The following is a 13891-nucleotide window of genomic DNA, read 5'->3' on the forward strand; positions in this document are numbered from 1 at the left end:
TCACAGACCAGCGACGATCTCGCGGTAGAAATCGATACCGCGCAGCCAGGTCGAAATGCGAATTCTCTCGTTCTTGGCGTGCAGGGTGCCGCGCTCGTCTGCTGACATCTCGAACGGGCTGAAGCGGTAGACGAAATCGCTAATGCGGGTGAAGTGACGGCTGTCGCTTGCCCCGAGCATCACATACGGCGTCACGATGGTGCCGGGGTACGTGCGCTCGATGCTTGTGCGGACGAGGTTCCAGGCCGGCCCCGCCGTGGGGGAGACGATGGAGGGCTCGCTCGGTCGCTCGACGGCGATCGAGACGCGCTCGTCATTGACGGCCTTCTTCACATGGGCGACCGCCTCGGCGACTGAGGAACCGACGGCGACACGGATGTTCACCACAGCGGTGGCTCTCTCGGCGAGAGCGTTTTCTGCTGCGGCGCCCTGCAGCATCGTTACTGCCTGCGTTGTGCGGGTTATTGCCCGTGTTTCATCGCTGAGACGGCCGAACAGTGACAGCAACAGCGGCTTAGTGAGCCACAGCTGAGTAAACGCGAAGCGGAGCGGGTCGCGGGCATGCGCGCCGAGGGTGCGGATCATCTCGATGTTGGTTGCTGTGAAGCGGCCGGGGAACGGTGTGCGGTTGAGCGCCACTATGGCCCGCGCTAAGCGCACGGTTGCCGTCTGGCGCGGCGGGGTTGAGGCGTGACCTCCGTCTTGATCCACGGTCATCGTGAGGGTCATAATTCCCTTTTCGGCCACGCCGACGACCGCAATGGGGTCGTCGACTCCGGGAAAGATACCCTCAACGATCGCTCCGCCTTCGTCGCTGACAAAACCCGGGCGAATGCCGCGCGCCTCGAGAAGATCAACGATCTGCCGCGCACCGTCCCCTGCAGTCTCTTCGTTGTGCCCGAAGCAGAGATAGATGTCGTTCCTCGGCGTGAATCCCTCGCTGAGTGAGGCTTCTACCGCCTCGAGTATTGCGGCGAGACTTCCTTTGTCGTCGAGCGTGCCGCGCCCCCACATCACGGCGTCATCGGCGCTGCCCGAAACGTGCGCCGAGAATGGCGGATGCTGCCAGCCGTCGTCCGTGGCGGCCACGACGTCGTAGTGGGCCATAAGTACGCCCGGATTCCCATGCTCGCGCCCCCGCCACCGGTAGATCATCGAATAGTTGGCAACGAGTTCACGCTCCAGTTTGGCGTGCACCAGCGGGTAGAGCTCGGGCAGAACTTCGAGAAACCTGCGGAACGGAGCCCAGTCGGTCTCACTCTCGTCGGAGCGCGACACCGTCGGGATGCGGATGAGCTGTTGTAGGCGCTCTATCGCCGCGGCGTGCTCTCCCGGGAGCGGCGAGGCCTCCCGCGATTCTCGCTCTGCAGAGGCTCGTCGGTCGTCGTGGGAGCGTGCGCCTGCGGTCGATTCGGTGGTCACGAATGTGACTCTAATCGTTGGGCCGGTAACGTTGACAGCATGGCCACCCCCGCATCTGCCGAGTTCACCCGCCCAGCCTTGGCCCCCGGCATCCTCGGTGCTCTCGTGTTGTTTGCCGGGTTGGCGCTGCTCGACAGCGATGGCTACCTGTTTATTCGGTTCGGAGTGTGCATTCTCGCGGTCATCTGCGCGGTTTTCGCCGCCCAGGCCCGGCAATGGTGGTGGCTCGTGCCGCTCGCCGCTATCGCCGTCGTGTGGAACCCCGCGTGGGTGCTCGAACTTCACGGACAGGGCTGGGTCGCCGGCCAGTTCATCGCCGCAATCGTGATGATCGCATCCGGTGTGCTCATCAAGGTAAGGCCCAGCGCAAGCTGATTTCTCCACACTTCACGCCAGTAGTGCGCTTGGAGCTCACAGTGGAGTAAACTTTTGACGCGCTGACGATTCCGAATCACCGTCTCGACCGTGTCCGCACGTTGCTTGAGTCTGGAATCGCCGCCCACCCGCGTTGCTGATCCTGCTGTGTAGCTGCGTGACGGGTGCACCACGAGGGTGCGGTGCTGTTGGATGGCTGCAGAAATTGCACTCCGACATGAACACCTCGGCATTCGCTGATTCAGGAGGATCATGGCCCGCTCCGGTCGCTCGGAAGGCAACACCATCAACGGTAAGTCGCGTGGGGGCGGCAAGGCGCCAGCGCGTCGCAACTCGCACCGCCGTGTGAGGCCCGGAGATGATGCCGGAATCATTCCCGTGCTCGCGCGGGCGGTTCGAGAGATCGAGGGTGCCGCGGAACGCGGAAAGCTCTCGCCGAGCAATCGAACCAAGTTTCAGGTGATCGCCCTTCTCATGCGCGAGGAACGCGCTCGGGCTAAGAGCGAGACCGATATCTCTGACTCAGACCGGGCAGAGGTGCTCAAACGGCTCGATGGTGTTGCCACGATCCTCGCCAAGGTGGCCGCACGGGATACGTCGGTGATCACGCTGCTCGCCGAAGACGCGCCCGTTTCGGATGTTGCCCGCAAGCTGCGCAGGGACATGCTGATGGCGTCGGGAATGGAGCTGAGCCCCGATGAGCTCATCATCGCCGTCGAGCCGGCGGCACAGACTCCCGATGTCGAAAAGCAGGTAGTTCCGCAGTCCGTAATCTCCCGCCAGTTGAGCAACCCGTTCCTTGCCCCCGACTTCAGCGCGGTTCCCAAAAAGCCAGCAACGACGAGCCACCGACTCTCCAACTGGGAGCTCCTTGAGCCCCTCTACCGGGCGTTCGAATATGGCTCCGGCGGCAATGTTGCGAGCATGGATCTCCCCGAGCCGACCCCGGCAGACCGTCGCGTGCCCCCAGGGCTCGAACTCTTTCACCACCAGGCCGAATTCGTGGCGAGTGCCCGTGAGGGGCACCGCACCTATTTGCTCGCCGATGAGCCCGGCCTTGGCAAGACTGCGCAGGCGCTGCTGGCGGCATCCGCCACCAATTCGTACCCTCTGCTCGTTGTCGTACCCAACGTCGTCAAGATGAACTGGGCACGCGAGGTTGAGCGGTGGACGCCGCACCGCACCGCCACCGTCATCCACGGCTCGGGAGAGGACCTCGACGCCTACGCCGACGTCGTCATCGTCAACTACGACGTTCTTGATCGCCACGTCGGATGGCTGCGAACCCTCGGGTTTAAGGGCATGGTTGTCGACGAGGCCCACTTCATCAAGAACCGAGAATCGCAGCGCTCGCGCCACGTTCTTTCGCTCGCGGAGAGCATCCGTCTGCTGCGCCCGCGTGCGCTCATGATTGCGCTCACGGGAACACCCCTGATCAACACGATCGACGACTTCCGCGCGATCTGGCAGTTTCTCGGCTGGATCGATGGCGACAAGCCGACGGCGGAACTCATGGCAAAGCTCGAGGAGACGGGGCTCACCCCCGCCGACTTCGGCTTCTTTGCCGAAGCTCGCCAGGCAGTGATCGACATGGGAATCGTGCGTCGCAAGAAGATCGATGTGGCCTCGAACCTGCCGGCGAAGCGCATCGCCGACCTGCCCGTCGAGCTTGATGACGACCTCGGCCGCAGCATCCGCGACGCTGAGCGGGAGCTCGGCAATCGACTCAAGACGAGGTACCTCGGTTTGCTCGCGTCGCGTGCTGGCGCAGAATACGACGGCCCGCAAGAAGAGCTCATGCGCATGGTCGCACGGGCGGAACTCGAGGACTCGAAGTCTGCCAAGACCGGCGAGAACGTGTTCACGATGGTGCGTCGAATCGGTCAGGCCAAGGCCGTGCTGGCCGCCGACTACACCGCGCAGCTCGCTCGGTCGGTGGGCAAGGTCGTCTTCTTCGCCAAGCACATCGATGTCATGGATGTTGCGGAGGAGACCTTCGCCCGCAAGGGGATTAAGACGGTCTCCATTCGTGGCGATCAGACGGCAACGTTCCGGCAAGCCCAGGTCGACGCATTCAACAACGATTCCGAGGTCTCCGTTGTCGTCGCTTCGCTTACCGCGGCTGGTGTTGGTCTCAACCTGCAGGCCGCGTCCAACGTGGTTCTCGCGGAGCTCAGCTGGACATCGGCGGAGCAGACCCAGGCGATCGACCGCGTACATCGCATTGGTCAGGCGGAACCGGTGACGGCTTGGCGCGTTATCGCCGCGCAGACCATCGACACGAAAATCGCCGAGCTCATCGATAGCAAGGCTGGCCTCGCGGCGCGTGCTCTCGATGGCAACGACGAGGCGGTGGCGGATGCCGGCGAGATCCAGCTCGAAGCGCTGATCGCTCTGCTCAGGGACGCGCTCTCGCGCTAAGGCTCGAAGGCCGACTCGTTATGGCTTGGCCCAGTGGGCTGTGGGGGAGCGGCGGTATACATCGCCGCATCCCCGGTTCGCTGGGAGATGACTGTGCGCCCGCATGAGAAAAGCTTGTGAAACCGCTCTCTCGCCTGTCCTCATTTAGGAGGACTCCCCTTTGGGGGAGCCCCGAAATGGGGGCATACGCGCTCTGCGTGGCGGTCTAGTCTGGCTCCATCGCAACACGGGGCAATCCCGAGTAGCGGGGGCCGGTGTCGGTCGATGTGCGGAATACGGGGGTATAACCGCACATCAAAGGCGCCACTATGGCCCCCTACTTGGCCCCCGTGTGGTGTGCAGAGGGACAGAGGCCCGAAATCAAAGGATCGTAGATCCTACGGATTCTGCACGGGGATGCTTGCCGTCTCGTCGTAGCGGGGGTCGTGGCGCGGGATGAACGTGGCCACGACGCCGCCGACGATGGCCACTCCAGCGCTGATCACGAAGACGAGCTGGAACGCTCCCAGGGTGGGCACGGTTGTGCCGTCGACCACCACGAACGACGAGGCGAGAACTACGCCGACGATCGCCGATGCTGCCGATGACCCGAGCGTGCGCATCACCGAGTTCAGGCCGTTGGCCGCCGCGGTCTCTGTGGGAGGAACGGCCTTCATGATGAGCGTTGGCATCGCGGCATAGGCGAAGCCTGTTCCGAGCCCGGAGATCGTGGATATCGCGATGACCTGCCACACCTCGGTGAGCATGAGGGAGCCGGCCACAAAGGTGACGGCGATGATCGAAATACCGAGCACGAGGCTGGTCTTGGGCCCCTTGGCCTCGGAGAGCCGTGCAGCGGGGCGTGAGACGAAGAACATGACGAGCCCGCTCGGCATGAGACAGAGGCTAGCGATGAGCAAAGACTGCCCCATGCCTACGCCCGAACCGGTGGGCGCCTCGAGCAGCACCGGTAGCGCCGCCGCGGTGGTAAAGAACGCGAAGCCGACGGCTACGGAGGCGATGTTGGTCAGCAAGACGGCGGGGCGACTCGCTACGCGCAGGTCAACGAGCGGGTCGGTGACCCGGAGCTCCCACAGCGTCCACAGAGCAAAGACGACCAGCGAACCGACGGCGAGCCCCAGGGTCGTCAGGCTGGTCCATCCCCACTCGCTTCCCTTGGAGACGGCAAGGAGAAGCGAGACGAGGCCGACAGCGAATCCCAGAGAACCCACGTAGTCGAAGTGGCCGCCCGTGCGCAGAGTGCTCTCGGGCACGATCGAGAGCACTGCTATCGCCGCCCCCAGGCTGAGAAGCGCTGCGAGCCAGAAGAGGTAGTGGTAATCGAAGTTCTCGGCGACGATCGCCGAGAGCGGCAGGCCCAGGGCTCCACCAATGCCGAGGGTTGCGCTCACGAGGGCTATCGCGGCCCCGAGGGAGCGGCGGTGCAACACGTCACGAAGAATGCTGATGCCGAGCGAGATTGAGCCGAGGCCGATGCCCTGGAGTGTGCGGCCGACCACCATCGGCACAAGGGTCGACGACAGGGCGCAGACGATCGAGCCGATCGTCATCATCAGCAGCAGGAGCAAGAGAATGCGGCGCTTGCCGTGCATGTCGCCGAGCCGACCGGCGATGGGGGTCGAAATTGCCGCCGAGACGAGCGTCGCCGTAAGCACCCAGGCGGCATCCGAGCTCGAGGTGTCGAGGTAGGCCGGCAGATGCGGGACGATCGGGATGACCAGCGTCTGCATGAATGCAGCGATCAGGCCGGTGGATGCGAGGGTAGCGACGATGGACCTGTCACTGGGGATTCGGGTGAGTCGGCGTCGTTGTTTGTCGCTAAGCCAGCCGCTCTGTTCGTCCGTCATCGCCACCCAGCCTAGCCCTCAATCGGCCAGGCCTTTCAGCCGCTGACTGTGGCTAGCTAGAAAGCTCGCCCGACTGCCAGATCTGCGAGTCGACGCGCCAGTCGATCCAGCCGTTGCTGCGCTGGAGGCTCACGTTGATGTCGACCACGTTGCCCGTTTCTGTCGTGCCCACGCACGTGAACTGAACGCCGATCTGAGCGGCGGGCGCGGGGCACTCCACGTCGAGCGTCGTTCCCACGATCGCGGCGTCCTGAGCAATCGATTGCTCGACCTCTGCCTTGAACACCTCGGGGATGACCGAGATGGCGATGCCGGGGACGGCGATGATCGAGAGGTTCTGCAGAACCAAGATGGCAAACCACAGAGCGACGGGGGTGAGACCCTTGCCGAACTCCCGGTTGGTGGCAACAGATCGAGCGATGAGGTAGCCGATCGGAGTTGCGAACGCCCATGCCCAGTGGGCTGGTGCCTTGTGGCCCGCCCGCAGGAGTGCGCGACGGTCAACGATGGCGAGCCCGATCGTGGCGAAGTAGGGGAGCAGCAGGATCGTGATGGGCACCGCGATTGGCAGCGCGGTTGCGCCCGAGGAGACACCGATCAACGAGATCACGAGCTGCAGGAGGGGCGCCATAGCGATGACCCACACCCAGGGCGTGTAAATGACCTGGAGGCGGTCCATCGCGCGGCGCTGGGCCGCGCGAGACATCTCGGGGCGGCCGAAGGGCTCCTGGTGAGAGTAGTACTGCGACGGTTCCTGAAAACGCGAGCGCGCCTGGTCTGCAGCGGGCTGCGCAAAACCCGCGCCGTCGGAGTAGTTGACCGACGAGCGTGCGGGACGAGGCTCTTCTGTCGGCCCTGGTACGAAGTCGTAGGGGTCACGCGGTTGCTGCGGAGCGAATCCGGGCTGGGCGTAACCCTGCTGGGAGGGATCGCCCGGCTGGGCATACCCCTGCTGAGCAAATCCCTGCTGGAAGGCGGCCTGCTGCGCTGCCTGCTGTTGTTGCTGGTACGCAGCCTGCTGAGCGGCGGCCTGTGCGGCGGCCTGCTGTGCTGCCTGTGCTGCGGCCTGTTGCGCTGCCTGCTGCTGGGCTGCGCGCTGCTGCGCTGCGGCCTGGGCCGAAGCGTGTGCGGCAGCCTGCTGTGCAGCCTGCTGCTCGGCGTACGCTGCGGCTGCCCTGGCCGCATCCTCGGCGGCGGAGTCGTCGGGGGCGAAGCTGGGGGCGGGGTGGCTGCGCTCGATCTGCTGCGGCTTGGGGGGCTCAAGCTGACGCAGGGTAGAGATGAGTTCTGCCTTGGTCAGCGGCGGCTCTGACGCGGAACGGCCGTTGGTCTGGCGAGTGGAGTCGTCGGCGTATGCCAGGCGCGGCTCATCCTGAACGATGAGGGGCGTGCGGGTCGCCGAAGTGAACTCGGTCCACGAATGGTTATCCCACCAGCGCAGCTGCGGGAGACCCATGGGGTCCGGGTACCAACCGGCCGGGACCGTCACAACGTCATCATCTAGCAAGGCGTCAACCCTCTCTGTGTGACCGCGCTCAGTCGAGCTCGGCCGCTGTCCCCCAGAGGCCTGTAGTACGACCTCGCCCCTCCCTCTGCGAGGGGATCCCCGACAGTGAGAAAGACTAACTTTGAGCTTCTCGAGAATAGTAACGGCAGAGTCGGGCCTCGCGACAAGGTTTATTTATCACGGTTGGCGAGCACTGCCCGCGAGAAACTCGCCCTTCCGGGGAGAAATTGAGGGGAATTCGCGCGCATTCGCGCGTTTGGTGGCTTTGGCCATACCGGTGGACTGTCGCTTCTGCCCCGGATTGTTAGGCTTGTTATAGGCAACGTTGCCCACACCTCGCTGTATAAGGAGTTCTACGCCGTGACCAGTCCGGATGCCACCAACAAACCCGCGATGACAGCACCTGTCACCATAATTGGGGGCGATCAGACGAGGCCCGATAGCGACTCGCTCGGCACCCTCGAAGTCCCCGCCGACGTTTACTGGGGAATCCACACGGCGAGAGCACTCGAGAACTTTCCCATCACTCGGCGGCCCATCTCTGTGTATCCCGATCTGATCAGGGCTCTCGCCCGCGTCAAGCAAGCGGCCGCCCGAGCCAACCGAGAGATCGGCACTCTGTCTGCAGAGAAGGCCGACATCATCGATCGCGTGTGCGAAGAGATCGCGGCGGGCAAGCTGCACGATCAGTTCGTCGTGGGGGTCATTCAGGGAGGTGCCGGCACCTCAACCAATATGAACGCCAACGAGGTCATTGCGAACCGCGGCTTGGAACTTATGGGCCATGAGCGCGGCGACTACCGGTGGCTGCATCCGCTCGACGACGTCAACCGTGGGCAGAGCACCAACGATGTTTACCCGACTGCAGTCAAGCTCAGCGTAATCTTCGGCCTCCGGCGGCTCCTTGCGGAGCACTCGCTGCTTGCTGACGCGTTCGCGCGCAAGGGCGTGGAGTTCTCGGACATCGTGAAGGTGGGTAGAACACAGCTGCAGGATGCCGTGCCGATGACGCTGGGCCAGGAGTTCAGTGGATTCGCGCACACGCTAATGGAGGACCACGACCGACTTGCCGAGACGATTCCGCTTCTCAGCGAGATCAACCTCGGGGCCACGGCGATCGGCACCGGCATCACGGCGCACCCTCAGTACGCAGAAGCGGTGTGCCGCCACCTTGCTGATGTCGCGGGAATCGAAGCGGTCACCGCCAAGGACCTGATCGAGGCGACAAGCGATGTGGGTGTCTTCATGTCGGTGAGCGGAACTCTCAAGCGCGCCGCCGTCAAGCTGTCGAAGATCTGCAACGACCTGCGACTGCTCAGCTCTGGTCCGCAGTCCGGCCTCGGCGAGATCTTTCTCCCGGCGCGCCAGGCGGGGTCTTCGATCATGCCGGGCAAGGTGAATCCCGTTATTCCCGAGGTGGTCAACCAGATCGCGTTCAGCATCGTGGGAGCGGATGCCACCGTGACAGCGGCGGCCGAGGCCGGCCAATTGCAGCTCAACGCGTTCGAGCCCGTAATCGCCCACAGCATCCTGCAGTCGCTGGCGTGGTTGACGAATGGATGCCGCACGCTGCGGGTCAACTGCATCGATGGCATCACCGCCAATGTGCAGCGTCTTGCCGCCGAGATGGAGACCTCGGTGAGCGTTGTCACGGCGCTGACCCCGTACATCGGCTATGCGGCGTCGGCTGCCCTTGCGCACACCGCCCTCACGAGCACCGCATCGATTGCCGATCTTGTCGTGGAGAACGGCTATATGACAGAGGAAGAAGTTCGCCGCGTCCTGCGCCCCGAGCGCCTGAGTGGGCTCGTGCCGACGACGGGCGTCATCCCGATCATCCGGCCTTCGTCGACGAGTGGCTCTGCCGAACCAGCGGGGGGCTGAGATGCTGCTCAGCACAGCGGGGGCTGGCATCAGCGCATCGGCTGATTCTCGTCTCAGCGGTGTGCGCGCTCGACTTGGTCGGCCAGGCCGGGTAGCTTGTCGGAAGTGAATATTTGGTGGGATGCCGCGCTCTGGCTGCTTGTTCTGTGGCTTAGTGCCCTCCTGTTTCAGATCGCCGATATCGGCACGGCGTGGTTCGATAGCCGCACCGCCCGCGCGGGCAGCGCGCGCTTCGCGCGGCGGCGGGCTCACGAAATCTTCTGGGTTCTGCCCGTAGCCGCCCTTGCCGCCGTGCTCTCCGCATTTGGGGTCGCCCTGGGGGCGAGCATGGTGCTCGATACAGGGTGGGGCCTCACCGGCGGCCTTGTTCTCGCGCTCGCCGTCATGGTGATCGTGTCGGGTCTCGTCGTCGTGGGACTCGTTCGGTTGCTGACGCGAGACGTGCAGGGCTATGCCGTCCTCCGCCTTCGGGTGAGCGACACCAACGCCCGCAAGGTAACCAAGGCCGACATCGAGCGCTGGAGGCAAGAGCTCGCCGTGATCGATGAGCGCGAGGCTGTGAGGCACGAGTCGATCGCGCGCTGGCTGCGACTGATCCCCATTGCTTTCTCCGTGCTTGCGCTCGCCGCGATCTGGATCGCCCTCGCGCAGGACTTCTCCCTGCCGACAGGCTTGATCGTGGGGCTAGTTTCGCTGTTGCTGCCCGCAATCAGCATCGTGCTGGCTGACCGCGCGGCCCGACTATCGCTGCGGGCCAGGGCGGAGTGGGCGCTCGTCAATGGTCGACAGCGGGCCGAGCTGGTGCAGGCCATCGACGAACTCGAACGCCGAACCAACCGGGGGGTTGCAGGGCTCAGCGACCGGGTCAACCGAGCGCTGCAGATTCTGCGCGAGCAGCAACTGTGACGGCTGCCGACGAGCTCGTGTCTCACGACGGTCAGCCATCGGCCAACCCACAGCCGGTCGTGCACTCGGCTCGTCCTGTCAGCCTGAGCCGGGGGCGACGAGATAACACGGTCCTCATTCTTGCGGTGCTGGGCTATTCGGTGCTGTCGCTCATCGCTCTGGCCGTAGGCGTCTACCTTCTGTCATTTCTCGGCGGAGGCGCGTTTATCGTCGCTGGCATACTCGCGGTGATTCCGCTCATCATCGTGCTCATCGGCATCCGCTGGATCGACCGATGGGAGCCCGAGCCTCGGGGTGCGCTCGTGTTTGCGTTTCTCTGGGGCGCCGCAGCCTCCGTCGCCATCGCGTTGATCTTCGACCTTGGCGTGCAAATCATTGCGGCCGCGGTGGGCGTGGGCGACGGCTTCTGGGTAACGTTCTTTGGGCTCGTGGTGCAGGCGCCCATCGTTGAAGAGGTGGGAAAGGGCTTCGGCCTGCTTGTGCTGTTCTGGGCGATTCGGCGCCAGTTCGACGGGCCCGTTGACGGCGTTGTCTATGGTGCCATGATCGCCGTCGGCTTTGCCTTCACCGAAAACGTGCAGTACTTCGGAATAGCCCTCGCTGAGTCTCAGGTGCCGGGCGATGTCGGCGAGATTTTTGTCATGCGTGGGCTCATGTCGCCCTTCGCCCATGTCATGTTCACGGCATGCACAGGGCTCGTCATGGGCTTCGCCTCTCGTCGTGCCAGCCCCGGCGGAATGATCGGGTGGTGGCTGCTCGGGCTGCTCCCGGCGATCGCGCTTCACGCGTTCTGGAATGCGTCGGCGCTCTTCGTCACCAACTTCTACGCCTACTACTTCACGGTGCAGGTGCCCCTGTTCATCATCGGCTTCGTGATTGTGTTCTTCTTGCGAGGGCAAGAGAGAACGCTCACGCGCCGACACCTGCAGGAATATGCGGATGCTGGCTGGTTTACTCAGCAAGAGGTCGCGTTGCTCTCTACCGGGCAGGGCAGAAGGGCCGCTGCTGCCTGGGCGCGCAGCCATGGCATCGGCGATGCTTTCGACGAGTTCGCCCGCAGCGCCACTCGGTTGGCGTTTGCACGGCACCGAATCGTGCTCGGCCGCGATGTTGCCGCCGCAACGTATGACGAGGCAGTGATGCTCGAGCGAGTGGTCGCCAACCGAAGCCGAATGGAAGGACAACGGGGCGCGAGAATCTGATCATCGCCATGCCGTAAGCTTGAGGGCTGGATTTTTTCTAAAGGGGCTGGCTTTTCGTGATCGAAGATGGACTTGAGCATGAGCGCGACTACGTGGCGGGCCTCTATGCGCGCCTAGACGAATTGCGCGAGGATGCAGAACGTCAGTTAGTAGCCATTAGGGCGCAGGGCGGCAGCGGGGGAACCCACCAGAGCCGCACTGAGCGCGACACGTTCGCACGGCTCTACGAAGACCGCATCGCTCAGTTGCGCGACGTGAACGAACGTCTCGCCTTCGGCCGCATCCAGTTCGCCGACGATGATGACGACGACGATTCGACCAAATACATCGGGCGCATCGGCCTGAGAGACGAAGACCAAAAGCCGATCCTGCTCGATTGGCGGGTGCCGCAGGCGAGCGCGTTCTACCAGGCGACCGCGGCAACCCCGCTCGGCGCGCGCGCACGTAGGCACCTCATCTCCCAGGGCCGAACCGTCGTGCGCATCGAAGACGAAGTGTTCGACTCCGAGCTTCTTGCCGAAGGCAATGGGCACCAGGGGGAGGGCGCACTGCTCGCAGCGCTGAGCGCCGAGCGCACCGGCCGCATGACCGACATCGTCGCTACGATTCAGGCCGAACAGGACCGCATCATCCGGTCCGAGATGAACGGCATCCTCGTTGTGCAGGGTGGGCCGGGAACAGGCAAGACCGCCGTCGCGCTCCACCGCGCCGCCTACCTGCTCTACTCCCACCGCAAGCGCCTGCGCGGTTCCGGTGTGCTGATCGTTGGCCCATCGGCATCGTTCCTCAACTACATCGAGTCGGTCTTGCCCTCACTCGGAGAGACGGGCGTCGTTCTCGCGAGCGTGGGGCGCTTGTTCCCCGACGTGGCCGCGACGGAACACGATGTTCCCGCCGTGGCCGCAATCAAGGGGCGCTCCGGCATGGCAGACCTGGTGTCGAAGGCCGTTCGGTCGAGGCAGCGGGCGCCGCAGCATCCCGTTCCCATGATCGTCAACGGGGACACCGTGATGCTCGACCCTGCCACGGTCGAGCGCGCTATCGCCAAGGCGCGGGATACGCGCAAACCGCATAACGAGGCCAGAGTCACGTTCGTCAAGTCGGCACTTTCGGAACTGGCCCGCCAGTATGCGGAGCAGTTGCGGGCCCAGGGCAATGCGATTGACGACTCCGATCTCGCCATGTTGCGGGAAGATTTGCGCACGGCAGACGACGTGCGCATCGCGCTCAACACCGCCTGGTTGCCGCTGACGCCGCAGAAGCTCGTGCAGGATCTATTCGCCAGACCGCAGTGGCTAGCAGAGCTCACCCCGAACTGGTCGGATGATCAGCGCGCATTGCTGCACCGAGAGCGTTCAGCGCCGTTCACCGTCGAGGATGTTCCGCTGCTCGACGAGGCGGCAGAATACCTGGGCGAGTACGACGCAGTGGATGCCGCCCGCAAGCGAGAAGAGAAGGCACAGCACAAGCGCGACATCGAGAACGCCGAGGCGGCGATCGAAAACATGCAGGTGGGCGGGATGGTCGACGCAGCATCGCTCGCGGCTAACTTTGCCGAGACTGCCGGGCGCTCTACGACGTCTGAACGAGCGGCGGGGGACCGGTCGTGGACGTATGGCCACGTTGTTGTCGACGAGGCGCAAGAGCTCTCTCCGATGCAGTGGCGGTTGCTGCTGCGTCGCTGCCCCATGCGGTCATTTACGATCGTGGGCGATATCGCCCAGGCTTCTGCGGCTACCGCGGCGCCGTCGTGGCGCCAGGCGCTACGCCCCCTCCTCGGGCGCAATCCCGCCGACGACCGGTGGCGGTTGGAGGAGCTCACGGTGAACTACCGGACTCCCAGCCAGATCGCCGAGGCGGCGGAACAGTTTGCGATTTCACACGGCCTGCCCGTCACCCCATCCCGCTCGGTGCGAAGCACTCCGTGGCCCGTGGCCTCGGCTCCGGATGTCGTCTCGGCGGTGCGCCAGGATCGAGCCATCAGCACGGTGGGAACCCTTGCCGTCATCGCACCCCCCAGCATGCTGACCGACGTCTATTCCGCGCTGCGGGATGCCTTTGAAGGCGAGGTTGTCTATGGCTCAGAGAGCCTCCTGGAGCCGATCGTGGTGATCAGCCCTCAGGACGCGAAGGGGCTCGAATTCGACTCCGTCGTCGTGGTCGACCCGACCGGCATTGTCGAGGGCCTGCCGCGGGGTTCTGCGGCGCTGTACGTGGCCATGACGCGGGCAACCCAGCGGCTGACGCTGGTGGGCGACCTGCCGATGCCTGCGGGGATGCAGCCGGCACTGTTCTGATTCGTCGTGCGGTAATCACGCGCTAATCGG

General features: G+C 64.3%; 9 protein-coding genes. 6 read left to right on the forward strand and 3 right to left on the reverse strand.

All coding sequences use genetic code 11. The annotated features are described in order from the left end of the window. Nucleotides 1-1422 carry a M20/M25/M40 family metallo-hydrolase gene (locus C2138_RS04325; RefSeq protein ID WP_108515828.1) on the reverse strand — a complete coding sequence of 474 codons (1422 nt, stop codon included), beginning with the start codon at nucleotides 1420-1422 and terminating at the stop codon, nucleotides 1-3. A 39-nt stretch (nucleotides 1423-1461) separates the two neighbouring features. Between C2138_RS04325 and C2138_RS04330 the strand changes: the two genes are divergently transcribed. Then, nucleotides 1462-1797 (forward strand): DUF6804 family protein, encoded by a 336-nt coding sequence (locus C2138_RS04330; protein WP_108515830.1) that lies wholly within the window; start codon nucleotides 1462-1464, stop codon nucleotides 1795-1797. Between the two features lie 252 nt (nucleotides 1798-2049). Further along, nucleotides 2050-4218 (forward strand): DEAD/DEAH box helicase, encoded by a 2169-nt coding sequence (locus tag C2138_RS04335; RefSeq protein WP_108515831.1) that lies wholly within the window; start codon nucleotides 2050-2052, stop codon nucleotides 4216-4218. Nucleotides 4219-4595: 377 nt separating this feature from the next. Here C2138_RS04335 and C2138_RS04340 read toward each other — a convergent pair whose 3' ends face one another. Both C2138_RS04340 and C2138_RS13715 read right to left on the reverse strand, forming a co-directional pair. Continuing rightward, complete coding sequence (locus C2138_RS04340) at nucleotides 4596-6065, reverse strand: MFS transporter (RefSeq protein ID WP_108515833.1); 1470 nt, start codon at nucleotides 6063-6065, stop codon at nucleotides 4596-4598. A 52-nt stretch (nucleotides 6066-6117) separates the two neighbouring features. Next, complete coding sequence (locus tag C2138_RS13715; protein ID WP_241961176.1) at nucleotides 6118-7572, reverse strand: DUF2510 domain-containing protein; 1455 nt, start codon at nucleotides 7570-7572, stop codon at nucleotides 6118-6120. 393 nt (nucleotides 7573-7965) lie between these two features. Between C2138_RS13715 and C2138_RS04350 the strand changes: the two genes are divergently transcribed. The 4 genes from C2138_RS04350 to C2138_RS04360 all read left to right on the forward strand — a co-directional run bounded on the left by C2138_RS04350 (nucleotide 7966) and on the right by C2138_RS04360 (nucleotide 13861). Beyond that, nucleotides 7966-9456, forward strand: a complete 1491-nt coding sequence (locus tag C2138_RS04350) for an aspartate ammonia-lyase (protein ID WP_108518787.1) — start codon at nucleotides 7966-7968, stop codon at nucleotides 9454-9456. A gap of 105 nt (nucleotides 9457-9561) precedes the next feature. After that, the gene (locus C2138_RS13600) at nucleotides 9562-10362 is read left to right on the forward strand and encodes a hypothetical protein (protein ID WP_158268849.1); all 801 of its coding nucleotides are present in this window, start codon (nucleotides 9562-9564) and stop codon (nucleotides 10360-10362) included. Further along, nucleotides 10359-11564 carry a PrsW family intramembrane metalloprotease gene (locus C2138_RS04355; protein ID WP_158268850.1) on the forward strand — a complete coding sequence of 402 codons (1206 nt, stop codon included), beginning with the start codon at nucleotides 10359-10361 and terminating at the stop codon, nucleotides 11562-11564. The genes C2138_RS13600 and C2138_RS04355 overlap by 4 nt, the downstream gene beginning before the upstream one ends. 56 nt (nucleotides 11565-11620) lie before the next feature. Beyond that, the gene (locus C2138_RS04360; RefSeq protein WP_108515836.1) at nucleotides 11621-13861 is read left to right on the forward strand and encodes a HelD family protein; all 2241 of its coding nucleotides are present in this window, start codon (nucleotides 11621-11623) and stop codon (nucleotides 13859-13861) included. Nucleotides 13862-13891 lie beyond the last annotated feature (30 nt).

The sequence above is a fragment of the Salinibacterium hongtaonis genome (assembly GCF_003065485.1).
GTDB classification, from domain to species: Bacteria; Actinomycetota; Actinomycetes; order Actinomycetales; family Microbacteriaceae; genus Homoserinimonas; species Homoserinimonas hongtaonis.